Source organism: Bifidobacterium sp. UTCIF-1 (genome assembly GCF_006408915.1).
GTDB lineage: Bacteria > Actinomycetota > Actinomycetes > Actinomycetales > Bifidobacteriaceae > Bifidobacterium > Bifidobacterium reuteri.
This window is the reverse complement of record NZ_JFAG01000011.1, coordinates 1-22,974: the sequence shown is the minus strand read 5'-3', so window position 1 is coordinate 22,974 and position 22,974 is coordinate 1. Positions and strand designations below refer to the sequence as shown.

At 59.3% G+C, this 22,974-nt stretch carries 18 protein-coding genes; 1 reads left to right on the top strand and 17 read right to left on the bottom strand.

Going from position 1 to position 22,974, the window contains the following annotated elements; genetic code table 11:
* Window positions 1-6: 6 nt before the first annotated feature.
* The 3 genes from BW09_RS06090 to BW09_RS11125 form a co-directional block, all read right to left on the bottom strand.
* Window positions 7-3,438, bottom strand: a complete 3,432-nt coding sequence (locus tag BW09_RS06090) for a DEAD/DEAH box helicase family protein (RefSeq protein ID WP_140462862.1) — start codon at window positions 3,436-3,438, stop codon at window positions 7-9.
* A gap of 74 nt (window positions 3,439-3,512) precedes the next feature.
* Window positions 3,513-3,788 carry a DUF2442 domain-containing protein gene (locus BW09_RS06085; RefSeq protein WP_308810338.1) on the bottom strand — a complete coding sequence of 92 codons (276 nt, stop codon included), beginning with the start codon at window positions 3,786-3,788 and terminating at the stop codon, window positions 3,513-3,515.
* Window positions 3,751-3,846 carry a DUF4160 domain-containing protein gene (locus BW09_RS11125; protein ID WP_223847907.1) on the bottom strand — a complete coding sequence of 32 codons (96 nt, stop codon included), beginning with the start codon at window positions 3,844-3,846 and terminating at the stop codon, window positions 3,751-3,753. The genes BW09_RS06085 and BW09_RS11125 overlap by 38 nt, the downstream gene beginning before the upstream one ends.
* Window positions 3,847-4,028: 182 nt before the next feature.
* On the opposite strand from BW09_RS11125, the gene BW09_RS06075 reads away from it, so the two are divergent.
* Window positions 4,029-4,262, top strand: coding sequence for a hypothetical protein (locus tag BW09_RS06075; protein ID WP_140462860.1), 234 nt, complete (start codon window positions 4,029-4,031; stop codon window positions 4,260-4,262).
* Between the two features lie 59 nt (window positions 4,263-4,321).
* Here BW09_RS06075 and BW09_RS06070 read toward each other — a convergent pair whose 3' ends face one another.
* From BW09_RS06070 to BW09_RS06005, 14 genes are all read right to left on the bottom strand, one after another.
* Window positions 4,322-5,461: a restriction endonuclease subunit S gene (locus BW09_RS06070; protein WP_140462859.1), complete on the bottom strand. Its 1,140-nt coding sequence runs from the start codon at window positions 5,459-5,461 to the stop codon at window positions 4,322-4,324.
* Window positions 5,461-6,945 carry a class I SAM-dependent DNA methyltransferase gene (locus BW09_RS06065; protein ID WP_044088428.1) on the bottom strand — a complete coding sequence of 495 codons (1,485 nt, stop codon included), beginning with the start codon at window positions 6,943-6,945 and terminating at the stop codon, window positions 5,461-5,463. The genes BW09_RS06070 and BW09_RS06065 overlap by 1 nt, the downstream gene beginning before the upstream one ends.
* 42 nt (window positions 6,946-6,987) lie before the next feature.
* Window positions 6,988-8,523 carry a chloride channel protein gene (locus BW09_RS06060; protein WP_140462858.1) on the bottom strand — a complete coding sequence of 512 codons (1,536 nt, stop codon included), beginning with the start codon at window positions 8,521-8,523 and terminating at the stop codon, window positions 6,988-6,990.
* A gap of 503 nt (window positions 8,524-9,026) precedes the next feature.
* Window positions 9,027-10,412 carry a trigger factor gene (tig, locus tag BW09_RS06055; protein ID WP_140462857.1) on the bottom strand — a complete coding sequence of 462 codons (1,386 nt, stop codon included), beginning with the start codon at window positions 10,410-10,412 and terminating at the stop codon, window positions 9,027-9,029.
* Between the two features lie 55 nt (window positions 10,413-10,467).
* Window positions 10,468-11,769, bottom strand: coding sequence for an HRDC domain-containing protein (locus BW09_RS06050; protein WP_140462856.1), 1,302 nt, complete (start codon window positions 11,767-11,769; stop codon window positions 10,468-10,470).
* Window positions 11,766-12,416, bottom strand: a complete 651-nt coding sequence (locus BW09_RS06045) for a DUF3000 family protein (protein WP_140462855.1) — start codon at window positions 12,414-12,416, stop codon at window positions 11,766-11,768. The genes BW09_RS06050 and BW09_RS06045 overlap by 4 nt, the downstream gene beginning before the upstream one ends.
* 81 nt (window positions 12,417-12,497) lie before the next feature.
* Window positions 12,498-13,379 (bottom strand): pyruvate formate-lyase-activating protein, encoded by an 882-nt coding sequence (gene pflA / locus BW09_RS06040; protein ID WP_140462854.1) that lies wholly within the window; start codon window positions 13,377-13,379, stop codon window positions 12,498-12,500.
* Window positions 13,380-13,629: 250 nt separating this feature from the next.
* A complete protein-coding gene (gene pflB / locus BW09_RS06035) occupies window positions 13,630-16,005 on the bottom strand; it encodes a formate C-acetyltransferase (RefSeq protein WP_140462853.1) in 2,376 nt (791 codons plus the stop codon).
* Window positions 16,006-16,416: 411 nt separating this feature from the next.
* On the bottom strand, window positions 16,417-16,617 hold the full coding sequence (locus BW09_RS06030) for a hypothetical protein (RefSeq protein ID WP_140462852.1): 201 nt from the start codon (window positions 16,615-16,617) through the stop codon (window positions 16,417-16,419).
* A 53-nt stretch (window positions 16,618-16,670) separates the two neighbouring features.
* Window positions 16,671-18,368, bottom strand: a complete 1,698-nt coding sequence (locus BW09_RS06025) for an NAD+ synthase (protein WP_140462851.1) — start codon at window positions 18,366-18,368, stop codon at window positions 16,671-16,673.
* 32 nt (window positions 18,369-18,400) lie between these two features.
* Window positions 18,401-19,552: a M20 family metallopeptidase gene (locus BW09_RS06020; RefSeq protein ID WP_140462850.1), complete on the bottom strand. Its 1,152-nt coding sequence runs from the start codon at window positions 19,550-19,552 to the stop codon at window positions 18,401-18,403.
* A gap of 288 nt (window positions 19,553-19,840) precedes the next feature.
* The gene (locus BW09_RS06015; protein WP_044088442.1) at window positions 19,841-20,527 is read right to left on the bottom strand and encodes a methionine ABC transporter permease; all 687 of its coding nucleotides are present in this window, start codon (window positions 20,525-20,527) and stop codon (window positions 19,841-19,843) included.
* Window positions 20,524-21,666, bottom strand: coding sequence for a methionine ABC transporter ATP-binding protein (locus BW09_RS06010; RefSeq protein ID WP_044088444.1), 1,143 nt, complete (start codon window positions 21,664-21,666; stop codon window positions 20,524-20,526). The genes BW09_RS06015 and BW09_RS06010 overlap by 4 nt, the downstream gene beginning before the upstream one ends.
* A 191-nt stretch (window positions 21,667-21,857) precedes the next feature.
* Window positions 21,858-22,829, bottom strand: coding sequence for a MetQ/NlpA family ABC transporter substrate-binding protein (locus tag BW09_RS06005; RefSeq protein WP_044088445.1), 972 nt, complete (start codon window positions 22,827-22,829; stop codon window positions 21,858-21,860).
* Between the last annotated feature and the right edge of the window lie 145 nt (window positions 22,830-22,974).

Below are 22,974 nucleotides of genomic sequence, written 5' to 3'. Positions count from 1 at the left end.
CCTCCTCTACATCCGCATGGTATCGGCGTCGCCCGGCAGCATGGCGTTCTGCTTGACCTTGCGGATGCACAACACGAGATCACCCATTTGCTTGGCGTCGAACAGTTTCATCATCGGCCGTGGCCTGTCGAACGGCGGCTTGGTCAGTTGCTCGGGTTCGAGATAGCCGTTGCGTTCGACGTAATCCACCACCGTGTGCAGGAAATTGATCTGCGCCTGATTCAGCGTATGGGTGTTGATGAAATCCGCGAACGCATCCATCGCCGCCTGATGATCGAGCTTGGCGATGCGCCGGACCAACAGCCCGAACGGCAGCGAGCCGTATGAGGTCTCGTATTCGATTCGCGAGCCAAGTTGGCGGACCAGTATGCTCTCGAGCTCGCTGTAATCGTCGACATCCAGCGGCTCGTTATGCCGCAGCTTGCGGATTACGCCATCTTCCCTGTGCTCGTTGACATATCGATTGACCTTGAGCTTGTAATCCTCAAAATGCTCGGTGATGTCGAACGGCAGGTTTTCCGTGCGCTCGATGAGCGGATCGGTCAGGTCGGTGACGATGATTCTGCGCGCGCCGGAATCCGCGATAAAGCGGACGACGCCACGCAACTGGAGTCGCACCTGTTCCAGTTCGGCCACGGACATTCCAGACAGGTGCTCTTCATCGTGAGCGAGCGAGGCGATCAGCTCCTTTTGACTGTTTACCTGCGGTATGGTCATTCGATCATAGAGACGTGCGGCGAGCGCCCTGACTTTCGTCGCGTATGTCGCACTGGCCGCACCCGTTGCACGGGCCACCATGAACCCGTACATGAGCGCATCGAATCGCAGCGCGTATATGTCGTCTTCGTCATAATGGGCCAGCGGGGCAAGTTCCGTGGCGAGTTCTCGCACGTTGAGATCGTCCAATGCCGTGAACACGTCGCGGTTGCGGTACCGTTCGACGTATTCGCGCTTGAGCCGTACCGCAACCTTGTTCGCATCCCAGCCGTTGATTTGGCCGCACACATCGTCTACCAGCGTTTCGCGCCACTGGGCTATCTGCTGGTCGTCAAGGTATGCGCCTGATTGGAAGGCGTGGATGAGTTCGGCTTTACGCGCGAAGATGCGCTCGCTCACCGAGGCGGCCGACTTGTCTTCTACGACGTTTGTCTGTTCGCGGAAGAACGCGAAGTTGCCGCAGTAGTCGAAGATCTTGAAATATCGTTTGCCGAAGTGTTCCTCGTCGCCGTCCACGCAGTCGAGTTCCGGGCACAGTCTGGTGCCTCGGCCGATCATCTGCCAGAACTTGATTTTGGAACGCACTTTCTTGAAGAACACGAGATTGACGACTTCGGGCACGTCGACGCCGGTGTCCATCATGTCGACGGATACGGTGATGACCGGATTCGGTTTGTGTTTGAATTCGCTGATGATGCTGTGCGCATAGTCCTCGCTGTGCAGCACGGCTTTGATGAATCCGTTGGATGATTCCTTCGGATAGAGCCGTGCATACCGTTCGACGATATAGCGGGCATGCAGTTGGTTGGCCGCGAAGATGATGGTTTTGCCGAGCCGCTCGCCGCCGTCGGTTCGGATGCCGTGATCGTGCAGGTCCTGCAATACGATATCGACGGTCTTCGGATTCATCACATACTTGTTGAGCGCGTCCGCATCGATATGATCAGGAATATCGGCCTTGCCGTCGTCTTCGTCGGTGCCGTCGCCGAAGTCCTCCTCGTAACGGGCCTTGTCTTCTTCAGACAGCTCGTCGTAGGTGATGCCTTCGTCCATGAACTTCGTTTTGGCTTCGATGTTCTGGTACGGCACAAGCACATGGTCTTTGAGCGCGGTCACGTATTCGTACACGTATGTAGGCACACCTTGTTCGACGTGGAAGAAATCGTAGGTGTTGCGATCCACTTCGTTGCGCGGCGTGGCGGTGAGCCCGACCATGATCGCGTCGAAATGCTCGAAGATCACCCGGTATTTCTTGAAGATCGACCGATGCGCCTCATCCACGATGATCAGGTCGAAGTGTCCGGCCGAGAACGCAGGTTTGCCGTCCGCTCCGGCTTCCGTGTCTATGGAGTTGATCATGGTCTGGTAGGTGGAGAAGACCACGCGCGCATCTGTATCGTGTTTGTTCTCGCATAAGTTGCATACGGACCAGTTGGGATAGTATTCGCCATATGCGCTATTCGCCTGTGAGACGAGTTCGACGCGGTCGGCGAGGAACAGCACGTTCTTGACAAGTCCGGCGCGCATGAGTACGTCGGCGAGCGCTGCGGAGACTCGCGTCTTGCCGGTGCCGGTGGCCATGACGAGCAGGCTGCGGCGTTGCCCTTGGTTGAGGTTCTCGCACACGGCTTGGATGGCTTCGAGCTGGTAATAGCGGCCGTCACCGCCCGCGACAGAACGGTTGACGGGGACGGTGGACGGGTCGATGGCGTTGCGGCGCCGGTCGATGATGCGTTGCAGGTCGTCCTGGGCGAACACTTCGCCGACTTCACGGTATGAGCCGTTGTCGTCGTCCACAAAATACGTGTGGTAGCCGTTGGAGAGGAAGATAAGCGGACGGTAGCCGAATTGTCGTTCGAGACAATCGGCATACAGTCTGGACTGCTGCAGGCCTTTCGCCGGATCGTAGGCGGTACGCTTCGCTTCGATGATGGCGAGTGGTTTGCCGTCGCGTCCATTGAGCAGGTAATCGATGCGACCTTGTTGTCCCGGATTTCCTTCCATACCGGTGACCGTATACTCTTCGATGACGTCGCGCTGCATGTTCCAGCCGACCAATTGCAGGTCAAGGTCGATGAACCGTTTGCGCGTCTCGTATTCGCTGTACTCGTCGGCGGGAAGCTGCGGCATGGCCGGCTGTTCGGCCTTGCGGGCGGCCAGCTGGTCGCTTAACGCGCGGATCCGCTCTTCGAGTTGTGCGATGTGCGCGGTCTGCTCACCGAGTTGCGCCTCGTATTCCTTGCGGGCGGCGTCTTCCCGGGCTTTGCGTTGCTTGGCCGCGAGTGCATGGCTGACTGCGGGAACCTGTTTGGAATCGAAGACACGCTTGGTGTAACGGCTGCCGTAGCTGTAGTCGATCCATTGGATGAACAGGAAAAGAATCTTCAGGGAGAACAACGCGTCTTCGGGCTTGAGCTGCGCATTGCGATGGGCGGCCATATTGCCGGCCGTGATGATGTATTGCAAGGATTCCCACAGGTGGTTGTCTGCGAGCGCGTCGCGGAAGGTGGGTTCGTGGACAAGTGAATGCAGGTTGCCTTTGTATGGAGGCTTGATGGTGTCGTCAGCGGCGTACACCCATTTGACGGCGAGCTCGAACGCGCGGCGAGCCGCCAATGCGCTGATGGTGGGCGACAGCGACATCGCCCGCTCCGCCTCCAGACACGCATCGGCGAACATCTCATAATTGCTCTGCCCGATGAGGAACGAGAAGTTTGCCATCACCTGACTCCTTTGCCTGTGTAATCCGTGGCACATTGTTTTCCCGCACGATGATGCAGATCGAAAAGATTGTTCTAGGCAACCTTCATATCCGAGCGAATCCGTTCGGGGGCTATGTCCATGCCGTTTGACCAGGTCGGAGCACCGGCGACAAGCCGCACGCTGCGGAACATGCTAGGATCTCGCAATGCTTGGAACGCACCTTGATCAAGGTATTTCGTCATATCGAAGATTCCTGAAGCACCATCCGAACATGTCACATGGAGCTTGTAGCCATCCAATGGCCGCACTTCAGTTACCTCACACAGATAATCAAGAAATGACATGACTCCGCCCTTGGAATTCCACATGCATGTGTGGCGGATTGTGATCATCGGCATACATACGCACGACGATGCCGAAGAACATGCTTACAATCGGCATGTCACCCTCCTCTTGGCTTGATGCGAGACTCCCTTGTACTAGATCATCATATTATCGGATTCGTACGGGCAAGTACGAAAGGATAGACAAGGTACAGCCTCAACCAATATTGGAAAGATCTTTCCGATGCACTGCTCGAAGACGTAAACGGGTATATATCGTTCCTTATGAATAGCTGCACCAGTCAGGAGTTGGTTCTGCTGAGTGAAGTCAATGACGAGCTTATCGACGCAACACAAAGCGAGCTTCTGATACATGCTCTGAAAACAGCACAGTCGCGTTTCCCCGAGACCACTCGGAAATATCAACTTGATGCAGATCTGGACTTCACCATTTCGCGTCATATCAACGACAAAAACAAAACCAAACAGCTGCTTGCATGGAAGCCGTCAAAACTCTGATAACTATTACCGTGGCGTCGACCATCGTTCCCGTGAACATGGAATCGACGCCACCGTTGTTATTCGGCGAAGTAGCGTTGGGCTAGGCTGTCGTAGAGGGTGTTGAGACGGTCGAGCTGCTGACGGGTGGCGGACTTAAGGGACTCGACCTGCGTGACGAACTCGGCGAACTCGTTTTGGAGGGCGAGGGGCGGGAAAGCTATTCTTAACTGTTCTAGGGAACTTTTCTTAATGATTCCTTTAACTTGCATATTGATTTCTCTTAGAAGTTTTTTCTTACTATTTCGCAATGCCCACAATAAATAAATCGAAGAAACATCCTCACAAGGAACAATAGCATTAATCTGCTGATTAAAAGCAACTTCACGATCTACAATAGAAACACGGCCAATACTCTTGACACTGCCAGCAATACATACCATCAATAAGCTATTGGGCGGCACTATTTTTGCAACAGTACGACCAGCGATAGACAATCTTTCCTTAGCCTCTTTAACACCTATTGCCGTAATATTATCCGTCTTTATCCATTCCAAATTATTACCATAATATTCAGAATGTTTTCTTGACGGAGTATTGCCTGTGATCACCATACACCGTGACTTCAAAGTATCCTCATCCCATGATTGGTCACCAAACATCTCGACGAAGCGGGATTGGATGAGTTCGTCGGCTTTGTCGAGCATCTGCTTGGCGACATCAGTTAATCTCGATGCTGCTTCCAGTGTAGAAACAATCTCATGCTGCACATCCAAAGAAGGAACAGGAATCATCATGTCCGAAAGAGTCTTCTTAGATAACTCTTTAAACGTTGCACCATGACCCATATGTTGCAATCGCTTGTTCTGCGATTTCAAGAAACAATACAAGTATTCATTGAATATAGCATCAGAACAAATAAGATTCTTAAATCCCTGATTACAGTACATATCGCGTCCAGCGATCGCTACTTTGCCAATGGGAGCACGGGAGGAAAGTAAAACAGTACCTTTTGGTAATAGTGGCAACTTCTTGCTTAATACCCCAGCCTCAGTCAGAGTTCTTTGCGTATCCGTAATTATGTGGCTGTCATTAGATATTTCCGCAGGAGTTACCCACGGCAACCCACCATCCCAGTATTCCGGTTTAGTACTATTTGGAGTAGTACCAGAAACGATGTGGCAAACGTCTCCAAGTCGTACAACAGTTCTCTCCCCCATCACTCACCATCCTTGGCGAGCATGGCGTCGAGGGCGCTGAGACCGCTCACGAACTTGGCATTGAGTTCGCGTAGTTCGGCCATGAGCTGGCTGGTTGGCGGGTATTCCTTCTTCTCGTATTCGACTTTCACATACTTGTTGAAGCTGAAGTCATAATCCTGCTCGACGATGTCGTCGCGGGTCACGAAGAAGCTCTGCTCGGTGCGTTCGCGCGCGTCCTCGGCATCCAAGTGCGCCCAACGTTCGAGAATATCCGGAATATCGTTATGGCTCACGTCCTCGTCGCGCTTGTCGTCCAGCGTGAAGCCGTCATGCTCCATGTTGTACAGCCACACCTTGTCGGTGCTGTTCGGCGCGTCGGTTTTCGTGAACACGAGAATCGCGGTGCTCACGCCCGAATACGGCTTGAACACGCCGGAAGGCATGTAGATGATAGCCTCCAGACGCTGATGGTCCACCAGTTCACGGCGCAGTTCACGGTACGCCTTCGCATTGGAGCGGAACAGCACGCCATTCGGTACGATGCACGCGCACCGGCCGCCGAGCTTCAGCATGCGCAGGAACAGGGCCACGAACAGGAGCTCCGTCTGCTTGGTCTGGACGATCGACTTCAGCGAATCGTCAATGTCCTCCACGTCCAGAGAACCGGTGAACGGCGGATTCGCGAGGATTACATCGAACCGGCTACGAATAGTGTTGAGTCTCGACAGACTGTCCTGATTGCGCACATCCGGATTCTCCACGCCGTGCAGCAGCAGATTCATCGCGGAAATGCGCACCATCGTCTGATCGGTGTCGAATCCGGTGAACTGTTCGCCCTCGAAAAGGTTCCAATCCTCAGCGCTCATCGCATCGCCGTGATGGGCGCGAATCCATTCGGCGGCGGAGATCAGAAATCCTGCCGTACCGCAGGCCGGATCGCCGATGAGCTGACCGGGTTTCGGGTCGAGCAGGCCGACCATCAGGTCACGAATGTGCTTGGGTGTACGGAACTGGCCATTCGCGCCGGCAGTGTTGAGCTTGCTCAGCATGTATTCATACAGGTCGCCGAGATCATCCTGGTCCCTGACCACGTTCGTCAGCAGATCATCGATGCCGGAGACCGCACGCTCCAACGTCTTCGGCTTGTTGAATCCGAATGACGCATCCTCCATGCTTTCGGCGAATGCGTTGCCGGTGTGCAAGGTCTTCAGGAACGGGAACACCTGCTGGGAGACCACGGCGAACATCTGCTCGGCCGGCAGATTCTTGAACCGGCTCCAGCGCAATGCCTGACCCTCCGGTGTCTGCGGGAAGGTGAGTTTGGTGGCCGGTACGCCGGTCAACTGCGCCATCTGCTCGGCTTCCAGCTCCTTATCGTCCAGCGACTTCATGAACATGAGATACGTGAGCTGGCTGATCACCTCAAGCGGATTGGTGATGCCGCCCTCCCACATGCGTTGCCAGATGTCATCGACCTTGCTTTTCGTGGCCCCGGTGATCATGAGCACCTTTCCATTCGTTCCGTCACAATTGAATATTCCTCATTACTGTACCGGATGTCCGGCGGTCTCCCGGCGTTTCATGCCATCCAGCATCCACTTGGAGACCAACGCGGAGACGGCTACAGCCAATCCGACCGGCACGAAGAACGTGATCGGCGCTTCGGTCAGCTCCATCACAAGACACATGGCCATGAGCGGGGCCTGCTGGGAGGCGGCAAGTAGGGCTGCCGCGCCAATCAGTGCGCAGGCGGTGACCGAATCGGCGGGGAAGACGAACATCCAGACAAGCCCCAGCATCGCGCCGAGCGTCGATCCCAATGCAATGCCCGGCTGGAGCACGCCGCCGGACGCGCCGGAGCGTATGGTCATCAGCGTGATCAGCGACTTGGCAGAGAACGTCAAGGCCAGGACGCCCAGAATCATTCCGACATGGGAGAGAGTCAGCACCGTTCCGGCGTTAGGCGCGAGGCCGGAGCCGAAATCGAGCCACGAACCGGTGCCTGAGCCAGTGACAGATGCGCCCGAAGCCGCAACGGTACCGGACACACCGGCGGATGAGCCAGCACCGGCGACGACGCCACTCCCTCCGCTCAGCAGCGTCCACGGCGATGCGGCGGCGGAATCCGCAGACTGAGCGGCACCGGAGCGACTGGCGGCCTCGGGAATGAACGTGCTGAATCCAAGCTGTGCGGCGGCACGGCCGTTGCCCATCACCTGCGGCACGAACACCGCCACCAGACCGGTCACCAGACCGGCGAGCGGCATCTGCCACAGAATCGCCCTGTCCGCGGGTTTATGCGCCTCCGCCCACGAGGAGCCCTTGCGGAACCAAGCGCCTACCATGCCGCATGCCGCGCCGCACAACAGGGCGAACAGCATCAGTGTCGGCGTAGAGGTGGGCTGCATGGCAGTGATGTCATAGAACGTGTGATGGCCTTTGATCGAAGCCGCCACGAACGCGGCCACCGCGGACATACCCAGACCGAATGCAACCTTCTCGAGCGTCACGTCTACCAGCAGAATCTCCACGGCGAAGAACATGCCGGCCAGCGGCGCGTTATAGACGCCGCCCAGACCAGCGCCGGCTGCCACCGCCACCACCATGCGTCGGTCGATGCCACTATCGCCCTCGATATGTAGCAAATCGCAGAACCGCTGGGCGAGCATCGCACCAAGTTCGCGCGGTGCGACCTCCCGGCCAATCGACGCGCCGGAACCCACAATGAAGATCTGCAGCACGACATGCAGCACGGTCTGCCAGACCGGCATCCGCTCCCCCGCCACGGCCTTCTTGACCGACGGCACTTTCGCGGTCTTGTGCCGCAGCAGATACCAGATCACACCGGCGACCGTCATGCCGAGCGTCACCGAAATCAGCCGGCGCATCGTAGGCACACCGAACGGACCGGGCAGTCCCGAGCCTTCAATATAGCCAAGCATCACATGCTCGACACCGTAGAGCAACAGTGTCAACAGTCCTGCGCCCGCACCGATGACCGCGCCAAGCGTGAGTGCGGCGAGGATGATCCAGCCGAGGCGTTTTCCATCGAGTTGTGCGTTCGTCTGCGTATGTGTCATTGCGCCAACTCCTCATGCTCTGTCTTGTTTGTCGTCCGACTCTATGGCTCTCGTTCCGAAAGCAACCCGTGAAGGGTAGGAGCGTACGGGGGCGTCCGTAGGAACGGAATCGTCATGTGCTCCATCGCAAGACTACCCCTCAGTCGGCTCCGCCGACAGCTCCCCTGACAAGGGGAGCCGAGAAATGGGGAGCGAACACTGCCGACGGCTCTCATGATAAGGGAGCCGAGATGTTGCCGACCATTACCAACGTCTCTCATGACAAGGGGAGCCGAGATGAGGACGACCATCGCCAACAGCTCTCTTGACAAGGGGAGCCGAGATATGGGGGCAACCATCGCCTTTAGCTCTTGTGGCAGGGGAACCGGTTGCGTACCGCATTGGGGCAACTCACACCTACCAACCCGATGCGGGGAGCCAAATATAACAGAGCCCGGAACCGTATGGGTTCCGGGCTCGAACAGTCACGCTCCAGCGATCACGCTATTGCGAGACGGTCATGCTCACTCGGCGTCGGCAGCCTTGTCCTCGTCGGACTTGGACAGCTCGTCGGCAACGGCAGCGGCTGCGGAAGCGGCCTCGACGGACTCGGATTCCTCATCCTCGGCAGCCTCACCCAGGAAGCCGGAGAGGTCGACGACCTCGCCGTCGGCGGTGAACTTGACGGCGCGCATACCGGCGAGCAGGCCCTTGGAGCGGCCGACTTCCTGGACGGCGGAGCCAAGCTGGCCGTTCTTGATGATGGCCTGGATGAAGGCGTTCGGATCCATGCCGTACTGCTGGGCGATGGAGGCGAGGAAGTTGAACACGTCGGCCTGGGAGACCTTGACGTCCAGCTTCTGGGCCAGAGCGTCGAGAACCATCTGGTCGCGCAAATCCTTCTCCACGTTCTTCTCGGCTTCGGCCTTCTGCTCGTCGGTGGCCTTCTCCGGGTCCGGGGTCATGCCCTTGAGCTGCTCTTCGATCATCTTGGCCTTGACGCCCTTCGGCACCGGGATCTCGAGGCCTTCCTGCAGCTTCGCGATGAAGGCGTCGCGGGCCTCGGTGGCCTGACGGCCTTCGGCGTCCTGACCGGCGGCCTTGCGGATGTCGGCCTTGAGCTCGTCCAGAGTATCGAACTCGGAAGCCTCGGAAGCGAACTCGTCGTTCAGCTCCGGCAGCTCCTCGGCCTTGACGGAGTTGACCTTGACCTTGACCTGAGCCTTCTGGCCTTCGTGCTCGCCGGCTTCCAGCGTGCCTTCGAAGGTGGTCTCTTCGCCGGCGGACAGGCCGTCCAGAGCCTCATCCAGACCGTCGAGCATGGTGTTGGAGCCGAGCTCGTAGCTCACGCCTTCCTGGGAGTCGACAACCTCGCCGTCGATCTCGGCGCTCAGGTCGATGTTGGCGAAATCGCCCTTGCCGGCCGGACGGTCCACGCCGACCAGGGTGCCGAAGCGCTGGCGCAGAGCCTCAAGACGCTTGTCGACGTCCTCATCCTTGACTTCCGGCTTGGAGATGGCGATCTCCATACCCTCGACCTCAGGCAGCTCGAAGTCGGGGCGACGTTCCACGGTGGCGGTGAACTTCAGCTTGGTCTCATCCTTGGCGGACTGCGGAACATCCTGCACATCGAACTCCGGCTGATCCATCGGGTGGATCTGCTTCTCCTCGAGAGCCTTGGAGTACAGCTCCGGCACGGCGTCGTTCACGGCCTCGCCGGCGACAGCAGCGAAACCGATGCGCTGGTCGATGATCTTGCCGGGCACGTGGCCCTTACGGAAGCCGGGAACGTTCACCTGCTTGGCGATTTCCTTGCGAGCCTTGTCCAGGAACGGGTCAAGCTCTTCCGGGTCGACGGTGATGGTGAGCTTCACCTTGGTGGGCTCGAGGTTACGAACGCTGATCTTCACGCTAATGACTCCTCAAAAGTCGTTGAATCTTATACATCTGCCGTTAAGGCAACCTCTACATGATAGCGCCACTTACGGACGGTGCAATAAGACGCACCTGCCAGTCCCGTGCGCCCTGTTCGCGCAGGAATACTTCGACATCCAAATTCGCAGCATCCTCCGCCCAGCATAGGTTGCGCACGATCTGAGGTTTGATGACGATCTCAGCCGGGGTACGTGTATCCACCGCGATCTGATTGACGACCTTGCGCACCCGCTGCAACCGTTCATAACGATCAGGATGCCGTTGCTTCCACAGGCGCATGGATCGTGGCGCGTTGATCAGGCCATTCTCATCCTGATCCGGCACGGGCATCTGCGGCCATTGACCGGGTTTGAGCGCCATAGCCCTGTCGATGGCGGTCTTCCATGTCTTGGGTTTGACGGCACGCTGAATCGGGGCGTACCGTTCGAACATTTTGTCCTGTTCGGTCCCGGTGTGAATACGTACGCGCTCGTTGAGCGAACGGATCATACGGAATTGCGCAGCGTTACGCGGTTTTTTCTGTGCGGCCTCGATGATGGAAGAATCGGCCAGCAGAAGGCTGGGGGCGATGTCATAGTGCCGCGCGAGCCGGTCACGCTCCTCCCATAGTGATTTCGCTATGGCCAGGGCCTGCCGGTCACGACTCAGCTCCGTTATGCGGGAGATGCGCATCCACGGCACGGGGTGTGGTTTCTTGGGCTCCATGCCCTTGCGCAACGCGTAATCGAATTCCTCGTTCGCCCATTCCTCTTTGCCTGATGCTTTGAGGTCACGGCGCATCAAGGTTTCCAACTCGATGAGCACTTCGACGTCGAGCGCCGCATAGTTGCGCCAATCACGGGGCAACGGACGGTATGACCAATCAGCGGCGGAATGCTCCTTGGCCAACGTGATGCCCAGATACCGTTCGGTGACCGCGGCCAGGCCGAAGCGATGCATGCCCAACAACCGTGCGGCGATCTCCGTGTCGAACAATCCTTGGGGCTTGAGACCGATATCGGCGAATCCCGGCAGGTCCATCAGGGAGTCGTGCAGAATCCATGTCGATTGTCCGACAGCCTGATTGAATGCGGCCCAATCCGCCCCGGCCTGGGTCAAGGCGATAGGGTCAAGCAGGATGATGCCCGCGCCTTCGCGCTTGAACTGGATCAGCCAATCCTCATGGCCATAGCGGAATCCGGAGGCGCGTTCGGCGTCGGCGGCCAACGAGCCGGAGGCATTGGCCAATGACTCGCAGGCCCGGTGGTATTGATCAAGTGTCGCAATGACATCGGGCACTCCCCCACGGGGTTCTTTCAATAGCCGTGGCTGAGTGTCGTAGACATCGCTCACCTGTCGTCATCCTCCTCGCTCCGAACAACGGATGCCATGAATGCGGCCCAAGCATTCACTTGTGCGCCGGCGTCCATAGTACCGTCCGCACCGACGACGTCAAGCGGCGTCCATGAAACCCGTATCTCGCATCCGGCGCTGGCACGGGCGGCAATGCCTCCGAACGAGGTGTTCTGGTTGACGGTCACCGTGCCGGAGAGGGAATCAGGGTCCATGTTCACCAGATGATCGCACATGCCGTCCCAATACATTTCAGGAGCCAGCGAATCGTTCTCGGCAGGGGCGAGCGGAAGCCGTGCGAAGGCCACACACCTCCACCGCGAGCCCCATTCCGCACGGGGCTCATGGCAGTAGAGCACCATCACCCATCCGGTGCCCACGTCCGGCGGGAAGCCGGACATGTCGGCAGCCGCATGGGCAGCAGCACCGGCATCGCCGAAACGGGCATGTCCTGCCTCCAGCTCCACGCCGATGCCGTAGTCGGCCAACGTGGAGGGCACAGGAATCTCCCGATATCGGACGCCGGGAAGATGAGGCATGGCGTTCACCGATTCGACCGCCGCCCACAGCTCATCAGGCACACCTTGGGGCCGAAGGAGCCGCCCATCATTGGGCGAGCCCGCAGGAAACACGTAGATGCTGGCCATACCTACCAGACTACGGTCTGTTCACCGGGAATTCGGTATTGAAGCACATTTCCCTCGGCCATGTCGCCGGCGCCATCGCCGTCAGTAGACGGTGAAGCCGTGGTCCTTGAACTGGTTGGCCACACGTTCACGAGTCGCCGCATTCGGACCCTTCTGATTCTCCAGCGGATATGGAATGCGCAGCTCGTGCCACTTCGGACGGCCGAGCTGGTGGAAGCCGAGCACGTCGATATGTTCCACGGCGTCGCCGAAGGTCTCGCAGATTCGGGCCACATTCTCGACGTTTTCCTCGGAGTCGGTCAGACCCGGAACCAGCACGAACCGCACCCAGATCTTCTTGCCCGCCTTGGCGAGTCGCTGGCCGAAGTCGATGGTGGGTTGCAATGTACCGCCGGTGACCTTGTGATAGGTCTCCTCATCGCCGGATTTCACGTCGAGCAGGCACAGATCGATGTCTTCGAGCATCTCATCGGTGTAGTTGGTGTTCAGGAACCCGGAGGTGTCAAGACAGGTGTGCACGCCCATCTCCTTGGCTGCATGGAAGACGCGCGAGACGAACGCCGGCTGCATCATCGACTCGCCACCGGAGAAGGTGATGCCGCCATGGGTCGCTTTGAACAGGTCCTTGTACCGGTCCACTTTTTTGATCATGGCATCCAGATAGACGGGCTTGCCGTCACGCATCTTCCAGGTATCCGGGTTCTGGCAGTACTGGCAGCGCAGTGGGCAGCCGGACATGAACACGGTCATGCGGGTTCCCGGTCCATCCACGGAGGTGTTGATGTCCCACGAATGAACGAAACCGATATCCCCTGATTTAAGCGCCTTGATACGGTCACGCCGGTCGAGTCCGATCGGTGATTCAAAGCCGGACAGGCCTCCCATCAGCGTCTGGGAGGCATAGGTCTTGGATTCGCGCAGCATGTGGCGCGTGGTGGTGCGGAACTGGTCTCCGGGCATCATTGTCCTCCTGTTCCTTGAAAAAGATGCGAGAGTCTATTGCGAGAGCCTATTGAGTTCTTACAGGTGTTAGGGGTTCTTGTTCATCAAGTCGGCATCGGGAAACCCCATCCACATGCCGACGTTTCTTCCCTTCGCCATTTTCGTAATGGCTTCGCTCCTGAGGGAAGTGCAGGGGCGGGCCATAAAGAAGGGGTGGGACTTCGCCCACCCCTTCATTGCTCTACCGTGTTACCGGTGGTGTCACCTCGAATCAGTCGGTGACGGCACCCTGGTGGAAGGTGCGGGAGATCACGTCGAGCTGCTGCTCCTTGGTGAGCTTGACGAAGTTCACCGCGTAGCCGGAGACGCGCACGGTCAGGTGCGGGTACTTCTCCGGGTGCTCGACGGCGTCCTCCATGGTCTCCTTGCGCAGCACGTTGATGTTGGCGTGGTAGAGACCGTGGCCGTTGCCGGCGTCGAGGATGCCGACCAGGTTGCCGATGCGCTCGTCCTCGTCGCGGCCGAGGCCATCGGGGGTGATGGTGTTGGTCAGCGAGATGCCGTCAAGGGCGTCGTTGTAGTCAATCTTGCCGACGGAGAACATGGACGGCAGCATGCCGTGGGAGTCCATGCCGTTCTCCGGGTTGGCGCCCGGAGCGTACGGGGTGCCCTTCTTGTGGCCGGACGGGAAGGAACCGGTGTTCTTGCCGTACTCCACGTTGGAGGTGATGGTCAGGATGGACTGGGTCGGCACTGCGCCACGGTAGACGGGCAGACGCTTGACCTGGCCCATCACAGTGGAGACGACCCACTTGGCGATGTCATCGGCGCGGTCGTCGTCGTTGCCGTAGATCGGGAACTCGCCGTCGGTGCGGTAGCCCACTACCAGATCGTCATCGGCGCCTTCGACGTACTCGTACTCGTGGCCTTCGAGGTTCTTGGCCTCTGCGTTGGTGATCGGGTAGACCTTGGCGTACTTGATGGCGGCCAGGGAGTCGGCGGCGATGGACAGACCGGACATGCCGCAACCGAGGGTGCGGTATACCTCCTTGTCATGCAGGGCCATCTCGATGGACTCGTAGGCGTACTTATCGTGCATGTAGTGGATGATGTTCAGCGCCATGACGTAGGTCTCGGACAGCCATTCGAGAGCCTTCTCGTAGTTGTTCTTGACCTTCTCGTAATCCAGGGAGCCGTCGGCCTCGGGCTTGATCGGGTCGATGACGCCCTTGTCGATGACCTGCATGCCGGTCATCTCGTCGCGGCCGCCGTTGATGGCGTACAGCAGGGCCTTGGCGGAGTTCACGCGGGCGGCGAAGAACTGCATCTGCTTGCCCACACGCATCGGGGAGACGCAGCATGCGATGGCGGCGTCGTCGCCCCAGTGGGAGCGAATCTCCTTGTCGGACTCGTACTGGATGGCCGAGGTGTCGATGGAGATCTTGGCGCAGAAGCGCTTGTAGCCTTCCGGCAGCTTCGGATCCCAGAAGATGGTGATGTTCGGCTCCGGGCCAGGTCCAAGGTGCTCAAGAGTCAGGGTGTTGAGCAGACGGAAGGAGGTCTTGGTGACCAGCGGGCGTCCGTCATCGCCGAAACCGGCATCGGACCAGGTCGCCCAGTACGGGTCGCCGGAGAAGATGTTGTCGTAGTCCTTGGTACGCAGGAAGCGCACGATGCGCAGCTTCATGACGATGTTGTCGATGAGCTCCTGGGCGTCGGTCTCGGTGATCTTGCCGGCCTTGAGGTCGCGCTCGATGAAGCAGTCGAGGAAGGCGGAGTTGCGGCCGAAGGACATGGCGGCGCCATCCTGGGACTTGATGGAGGCCAGGTAGCCCATGTAGGTCCACTGCACGGCTTCCTGAGCGTTCTGAGCCGGACGGGACAGGTCGAGGCCGTACTCGTTGCCGAGGTTGATGAGCTTCTTCAGGGCCTTGATCTGCTCGTCGTGCTCCTCGCGGAAGCGGATCCAGTGCTCGATCTCCGGCTCGGTGAAGTCGTTGCGGTACGGCACGGAGTCCTTGTCGCGCTTCTTGAAGGCGATCAGCTTGTTGACGCCGTACAGGGCCACACGACGGTAGTCGCCGATGATGCGGCCACGGCCGTAGGCATCCGGCAGACCGGTGAGGATCTTGTTGTGGCGGGCGACCTTGATCTGCTTGGTGTAGACGCCGAAGACGCCGTCGTTGTGGGTCTTGCGGTACTTGGTGAAGATCTTCTTGATCTCCGGATCCGGCTCCTTGCCGGCTTCCTTGATGGCCTGCTCGACCATGCGCCAACCGCCGTTCGGCATCATGGCACGCTTGCACGGGACATCGGTCTGCAGGCCGACGATCACGTTGTCGACCTCCGGGGACTCGATGTAGCCGGCCGGGAATGCGTCGATGTCGGCCGGGGTGTGGGTATCCACGTCGTAGACACGCTGCTTGCGCTCCACGGCCAGATAGTTGTCATCAAGGTACTTCCACAGATGCTTGGTCTTCTCGGTGGCGGGGGCCAGGAACGATTCGTCGCCCTCGTACGGGGTGTAGTTCTTCTGGATGAAGTCGCGGACGTCAATGTCCTTCTGCCAATTGCCTTCGGCGAAGCCATCCCACGCCTTGGCCTCGAGCTCCTCCTGGGAGACAGCGGCATTCTCTACTGCGGTCATGTCACTCCTTTAATGGGGTTGCGGTTTCGCATCTTCACGGAACCATTAATGTTCAGTGTAGTTTGCACATTCTTATGAAAGGCTGAATTCATGCGTGAGCTATCTCACATTCACTTGTGAGCGTTATCATTCCAACGCTTTTGGGCCGGTCCAACATGTCCGCGAGATGCCAACACCTACGAAAAACGCTCATGGCGGTATGTATCCATGAGCGTTTATTCACTATGCGGACATGTTGCGGCCACTGGCGTCCTATGCTGATAGTTCGTGGATGAAACACCTAGCCCATCATCCTGCTCTGCTGGAAAACTCGTCCTGCAATTGCCACATAAATGCGCCGGAGCAGCCACAGGCGGACCGAATCCGCCCCAGCCCCTCCGGCGCCTCTCACAGCCTCGCGCCCCCGTGGAATCAGCGACGATATCCTTCACCGCGCCAACGGCGATCCTGTTCCTCCCACTTGGCATTGCGGTCGGTCACGATATCCCAGGCATGCTCGGCATCCTCCTTGGTCTTGTACGGGCCCATTCGCTGCTCGATCGGCGATATGGGACCGAGCTCGGCCTTGCCTTTGACCATGTTGAAATACCATTGCTTGTTGTTGTCACTCATGGTGTCCCCTTTCTACCCGCATATCGAAATCCCGCACATCCACAGTACATCCATCACTCGCGGAAGGCGTTGGTGACGGGCAGACGACGGTCGCGCCCGAATGCGAGGGCTGTGACCTTGGGTCCGAGCGGATACTGACGCCGCTTCCATTCGGCACGGTCCACCAGACGCATCACGGTGTCGACCGTGGTCTCATCGAACCCGTCCGCCAACAGATCGGCACGGCCATGCGCATGTTCGATATAGGCGGCGAGCACCTTGTCGAGCAAAGCGTATTCGGGCAGGGAATCGGAATCCTTCTGACCAGGGCGCAACTCGGCAGACGGGGCCTTCTCGATGGATGCGACCGGAATCATCACGCCGTTCTTCAGCGGCACACCCGCGCTGCCCTCCTCGTTGCCCACGATCTTCAGTCCGCCGATGCCCACGCCGGCAGCCGCGGCGCGATTGCGCCAACGGCTGACTTCCCAGACACGTGTCTTCAGCAGATCCTTGATGGGGGCATAGCCGCCCACGGCGTCGCCATAGATGGTCGAGTACCCGCAGGCGAGCTCCGACTTGTTGCCGGTTGCCACTGCGAGCAGTCCGCGTGAATTGGAACTGGCCATTACAATGACACCGCGGATGCGGGCCTGGAGGTTCTCGGCGGACACGCCCTCGAGATGCAGATGCTGCTGGTATGCGTTGAACAATGGTTCGATGGGCTGCACCTCATAATGGGCGCCGATGTTCTTCGCCAGTTCGGCGGCGTCGTCCTTGGAGCCGTCTGAGGAGTACATCGAGGGCATGGAAATGCCCCACACGTTCTCCCCGCCGCAGGCGTCGGCGGCCATCGCGGCCACCAGCGCGGAATCGATGCCGCCGGACAGGCCCAGCGTGACGCCGGTGAAATGGTTCTTCGCCATGTAGTCCTTGAGACCGAGCACGCAGGCGGTGTAGATCTCTTCGTCAGGGTCGGGCAAGTCGGCGATGGATGCCTTCGTCTGATGGCTCGCTTGCGAGTCGAAATCCCAGAAGGTCAGATTCTCCATGAACATCGGGCTGCGCTCGATCAGGGTGCCGTCGGCATCCACCACAAAGCTGCCGCCGTCGAACACGAGGTCGTCCTGACCGCCGACCTGGTTGAGGTAGATGACCGGCGCCTTGACCTCCGCGGCCCGACGCTGCGCGAGTTCGAGACGGGTGTGGGTTTTGCCCTCCTCATATGGCGAACCATTGATGGTGAGCAGCAGGTCGATGCCCTTGCCGGCCAGATCGGCCACCGGGCCGCCATCCTGCCAGATGTCCTCGCAGATGGCCACGCCGATGGTGGCGCCGTTCACGTCCAGAGTGAGGGAGCGATCGCCCGACGAGAAGATGCGGAATTCGTCGAAGACGCCGTAGTTGGGCAGGAAATGCTTGTCATAGCCGGCCCAGACCACGCCCTCGTGCAGTACGACCAGTCGGTTGCGTGGCTTGCTCGTGGCATGGTCAGTGCCGACGGTGCCCACGACCACGAACAGACCGCCCAGACCTTCCTGGGCGAGCTGTTCGGCAAGTTCATTGGCCTTGACCCATGCGGCCTGTCGGAACGTGCGGCGCAGCGCCAGATCCTCTATGGGGTATCCCGTAAGCGTCATCTCCGGAAATACGACCACTTGGGCGTCGCCTGCGGCGGCCTTACGGGAATAGTCAAGCACCTTGGCGGCATTGGCGTCAAGCGCGCCGACGCAGGTGTCAATCTGGGCGAGTGCAAAACGAAGCTGTGTCATGGTTCTCCAGTGTAGCGCCGGCACCGCTCAGCTCAGCGCAGCTTTTCGATCACGCGCAAGGCGGCGTTGACATAGAAGTTCACAAAGGTCGGGATTGCTTCATCCAAGCCGACAAAGTGCGGGCTGTGCCAGTCGGCGCAGCCTTCCTGACCATTCGAACCCACGAAAGCGAACACCAGACGGGTGACTTTGCCGAATTCGCAGAAGTCCTCCCCCGCCATGGATTGACGAATCGGCTCGAGCTGGGCGTACTCGTGCACATCGGCTGCCACAGCCTTGGCCAGGTCGGGGTCGGAGACGAGCGGATCCTGGAAGTCGTCCCAATCCACATCGGCTTTGATGTCGTACGCCTCGGCGGTGTGATGGACGATCTCCTTGAATCGACGCCCCACCAGCTCGCCATCCTCCTTGTGGAAGTACCGGACCGTGCCTTGGAACCCGGCCTCGGCAGGCACCACGTTCCACACATCGCCTCCGTGCACTGCGGTCACCGAAAGCACCAGCGGATGGAATGGCGTCACATTGCGGCTCACGATGGTCTGCAGGCTCAGGATCATGCTGGCCAATGCCTCGAGCGGACCGGTGCCCTTGTATGGGTATCCGGCGTGGGTGCCCTGTGCGTGCAGATTCACATGGAACTTCACGCAACCGGCCATCATGGGCTCGGTGCCGATGGCCAGCTGGCCGGGCGCATAGTTCGGATTGTTATGCGTGCCGATGATGGCGTCCACATCATCCACGAGACCGGCATCGATCACCGCGCGGGCTCCCCGACCGGTCTCCTCGCTGGGCTGGAAGACGATCTTGATCGAACCGGCGAACCGGTCGCGATGCTCGGCGAGCCAGAAGGCTACGCCGAGCAGGCCGGTCATATGCAGATCATGGCCGCACGCATGCATCACGCCTGCATTGACCGAGGCGAAGTCCAGTCCTGAGGCTTCGGCGACCGGCAATCCGTCGATGTCGGCCCTCAGCGCGATACGCGGTCCCGGACCGGCTTCACCTTGGATTAGTCCCACGACACCGGTCTCCATCGGATTCTCGAGGACCTCGATGCCATGGCTCTTGAGCTGATCAGCCAGATAGATGGAAGTGTCGTATTCCTTGAATCCGAGCTCGGGATGGGCGTGCAGATAGTGACGGATGGTGACGAGTTCGGGATCGATCTCAATGTGTTCACTCATAGTTGCCGATTCTAGTGGTCCGTCTCACACAATTAATTGAGGGATTCAGCTTGTTCTCTCCCCCAGTCAGCTTCGCTGACAGCCCCCTCGTCAGAGGGGGCCAACACCACTCAACCAATTACGAGACGGACCACTAATGATGTCATATGTTCTGTAATGTCTCATAGTTGTTGGCGAAACAGCGGGCGAATCGTCAATCAACCGCCCGCCGTCTCACAACAGCGCGCCGCGGGTTATCCGCCCACGGCATTGCTGCACGCCGTTTCAGCCGAAATTCGCCGACTACGGTCATTGCTGGCGCTTGAGCAGTCGCTTGGCGATGGCGTTGGCGATGCCCTGCACCACCTGAACCAGCACGATCATGATGACCACGGCGGTCCAGGTCACGGTCTGATCGAACTTCTGGTAGCCATAGGCGATGGCGAAGTTACCCAGACCGCCGCCGCCGATGTATCCGGCCATCGCGGACATGTCGAGGACGCCGATGAACAGGAAGGCGTAGGCCAGGATGAGCGGGGCCAAAGCCTCGGGGATAAGCACCGTGCGGATGATGGTGAGCTTGCTGGCACCCATCGAACGCGCGGCTTCGATCATGCCCGGATCGACCGGCACCAGGTTCTGCTCCACCAGACGCGAGGTGGCGAAAGTGCACATCACCACCATCGGGAAGATGGCCGCCACGGTGCCTATCGAGGTGCCGACCACCACGATGGTGAGCGGCTGCATGGCGGCGAGGAAGATGATGAACGGAATGGGACGCACGATGTTGACGATGACGTCCAGGATGCGGTAGACCACAGCGTTCTCGAACAGGTTGCCGGGGCGGGTGCCGTAGAGCACCACGCCGAGGATGAGTCCGAGGAATCCGCCCACCACCAGGGTGATGAGCACCATGGTGAGCGTCTGGCCGATGGACTGGAACAGCAAGGGCTTGAGAACGTTCCAGTCGCTGTTGGAATTGGCGAGGGTGATCATGCCTGTGCTCCTTCCGATGATTCGGGCGCGTATCCGGCTACGGCATCGGCGTAAGCCACGGGCCGGGCCGCGGTGCCGAAATCGATGACGTCGCTGTTGAGGGCGAGTTCGGCGAGGAAGTCTCCCACCTCACGCTCCCCTCCCTTGAATTCGTAGGTGATGGCGCCGATGGCGGAGCCACGCACGGTGTCGATGCCGCCGTAGAGCAGGCTCGACTCGATGCCGTGCTTGGCGATGAGTCCGGAGATGTTCTGTCCGGAGGCGGCGATCGTACGGCCGCTGCCCTCGTCGGACACGTCCTTCTGGCGGATGAGCACGGTGACGATGCGGCCGGACCATTCGGCATGCAGCCGCTCCACGCGACTCTCCTCAGGCAACCCGGACAGTGCGGTTGCGATGAATCGCTTGGTGACCGGTTGCTGGGGCGCGGCGAATACGTCGTAGACATCTCCGGATTCGACCACACGGCCCGAGCTCATCACCGCCACGCGGTCCGCGATCTGCTGGACCACGTTCATCTGGTGGGTGATGAGCACGATGGTGATGCCGAACTCCGCATTCACGCGCTTCAGCAAAGCGAGCACCTCGGTGGTGGTTTCCGGATCGAGCGCGCTGGTGGCCTCGTCGGCGAGCAGGATCTCCGGATTGGTGGCGAGTGCACGGGCGATGCCGACACGTTGTTTCTGGCCGCCGGAAAGCTGCGAAGGATATTTGTCGGCATGCTCGGACAGGCCGACGAATTCCAGCAATTCCGCCACACGGCGATCCTGGTAATCCTTACGCCAATGGTCAAGCTGGAGCGGATACGCGATGTTCTGCGCCACGGTTTTCGTGGAGAACAGGTTGAACTGCTGGAAGATCATACCGATTTTCTGGCGGATGGGCCGCAGCTTCGATTCGCTCATCCCCGTGATATCCGTACCGAGCACGGTCACCGTGCCGCTGGTGGGCCGTTCGAGCGCGTTGATCAGACGGACCAGCGTGGATTTGCCTGCGCCGGAATAGCCGATGATGCCGAAGATGTCGCCCCGGTTGATGGTCAAGCTCACATCATCAACCGCGCGGGCCACGCCGGCATTGCGCCCGCGGACCTTGAATTCCTTGACCACGTGATCGAACGTGATGATGGGGTCGCTCATGGTGCTCCCTGGTTGTTGTATCAATTGCAAATGCCATATGGCATGATGACGGGCGGGCGGAATCCATGTTCCGTCCCGCCCGTGGAATCTGCCGCCGGTAACGGCAAACCATCGTACCCGGACGGCGGATAATCGCAATGGATGACGCACAAGTTCGATCACCCATGACGCCACCGCCCGTGTAGCGGCGCTTACTTGGCCTTGGCGTCCTTCTCGATGTCGGCGAGGAAGCCCTGAAGCTCCTGAGCGCTGAACTTATCGGCGAAGACCGCAGTGCCGCCGGACTTCTCCTGCAGCGCGTCAAGCACGTCCTGCTCGTGGAAGATGTCGACGAGCTTCTTGTAGGTCTCGTTGTTCACGTCAGCCTTGCGGGCGACCCACACGTTGATGTACGGACGGGCCTCCTCGGATTCGGCGTCGTCCTGATAGATGGCATCCTTCGGGTCGAGGCCCGCATCAGCGACGTAGTCGTTGTTGATCACACCGGCTGCGATGGTCGGGTCCTTCAGCGTGGTGGCCACCTGTTCGGCCTTGAGCGGGGTCACCTTGACCTTGCTCTTGGCCTCGTCGATGTCGGCCGGCGTGGAGAACGCGGTCCAGTCGCCCTTGAGGGTCACGAGGCCGGCGGCCTTGAGCACGCCGATGGCGCGGGCCTGGTTGGTCTCATCGTTCGGGATGGTTACGGTGGCACCCTGCTGGATGTCCTTGATGTCCTTGACCTTGGTGGAGTAGACGCCCAGCGGGTAGATGGCGGTGCCGCCGATGGGCTGGAGATCCTTGTTGTTGCTCACGTTGTAGTTGGCCAGGTAGAGCAGGTGCTGGAACTCGTTCAGGTCAAGTTCGCCGGAATCGAGCGCCGGGTTCTCGGAGGTGTAATCCTGGAAGTCCACGATGTCCACGTAGATGCCGGCCTTCTCGGCCTTCTGCTTGAAGAGGACCCATTCGGGATCGGTGGCGCCGACCACGCCGATCTTGACCGGGTTGTCCTTGCTGCCCTTGGCTGCGGACTCGTTGGCACCGGCGAAGGCGCGGTAGCCGAAGAACGCGGCCACCGCGATGATGGCCACGACCACGATGGTGATGATGATGTTGCGGGCGGTGTGGTTCACACGCACCGGTTCGTTGTTGTTGGCCGGGGTTGCCGGCTGGGTTGCTGCTGTCATTGTTTCCCTCTCTTGTCTTCGTGTGTCCCGGGATATTCATGCATTTCCCCGGAGGAGCTTGCCGCTCAAGTGCGGTCAGCTGCGATGACGATTCATAACAATAACGTGTCGGAATACGAAAAATGGCGGAATACAGCCAATTACC

Excerpts from the sequence above, each read along its gene's own strand:
- BW09_RS06090 (WP_140462862.1), bottom strand. The coding sequence starts at position 3,438 with ATGGCAAACTTCTCGTTCCTCATCGGGCAGAGCAATTATGAGATGTTC.
- BW09_RS06085 (WP_308810338.1), bottom strand. The coding sequence starts at position 3,788 with ATGTGGAATTCCAAGGGCGGAGTCATGTCATTTCTTGATTATCTGTGT.
- BW09_RS11125 (WP_223847907.1), bottom strand. The coding sequence starts at position 3,846 with ATGTTCTTCGGCATCGTCGTGCGTATGTATGCCGATGATCACAATCCG.
- BW09_RS06075 (WP_140462860.1), top strand. The coding sequence starts at position 4,029 with ATGAATAGCTGCACCAGTCAGGAGTTGGTTCTGCTGAGTGAAGTCAAT.
- BW09_RS06070 (WP_140462859.1), bottom strand. The coding sequence starts at position 5,461 with ATGGGGGAGAGAACTGTTGTACGACTTGGAGACGTTTGCCACATCGTT.
- BW09_RS06065 (WP_044088428.1), bottom strand. The coding sequence starts at position 6,945 with ATGATCACCGGGGCCACGAAAAGCAAGGTCGATGACATCTGGCAACGC.
- BW09_RS06060 (WP_140462858.1), bottom strand. The coding sequence starts at position 8,523 with ATGACACATACGCAGACGAACGCACAACTCGATGGAAAACGCCTCGGC.
- BW09_RS06045 (WP_140462855.1), bottom strand. The coding sequence starts at position 12,416 with ATGGCCAGCATCTACGTGTTTCCTGCGGGCTCGCCCAATGATGGGCGG.
- pflA (WP_140462854.1), bottom strand. The coding sequence starts at position 13,379 with ATGATGCCCGGAGACCAGTTCCGCACCACCACGCGCCACATGCTGCGC.
- pflB (WP_140462853.1), bottom strand. The coding sequence starts at position 16,005 with ATGACCGCAGTAGAGAATGCCGCTGTCTCCCAGGAGGAGCTCGAGGCC.
- BW09_RS06030 (WP_140462852.1), bottom strand. The coding sequence starts at position 16,617 with ATGAGTGACAACAACAAGCAATGGTATTTCAACATGGTCAAAGGCAAG.
- BW09_RS06025 (WP_140462851.1), bottom strand. The coding sequence starts at position 18,368 with ATGACACAGCTTCGTTTTGCACTCGCCCAGATTGACACCTGCGTCGGC.
- BW09_RS06020 (WP_140462850.1), bottom strand. The coding sequence starts at position 19,552 with ATGAGTGAACACATTGAGATCGATCCCGAACTCGTCACCATCCGTCAC.
- BW09_RS06015 (WP_044088442.1), bottom strand. The coding sequence starts at position 20,527 with ATGATCACCCTCGCCAATTCCAACAGCGACTGGAACGTTCTCAAGCCC.
- BW09_RS06010 (WP_044088444.1), bottom strand. The coding sequence starts at position 21,666 with ATGAGCGACCCCATCATCACGTTCGATCACGTGGTCAAGGAATTCAAG.
- BW09_RS06005 (WP_044088445.1), bottom strand. The coding sequence starts at position 22,829 with ATGACAGCAGCAACCCAGCCGGCAACCCCGGCCAACAACAACGAACCG.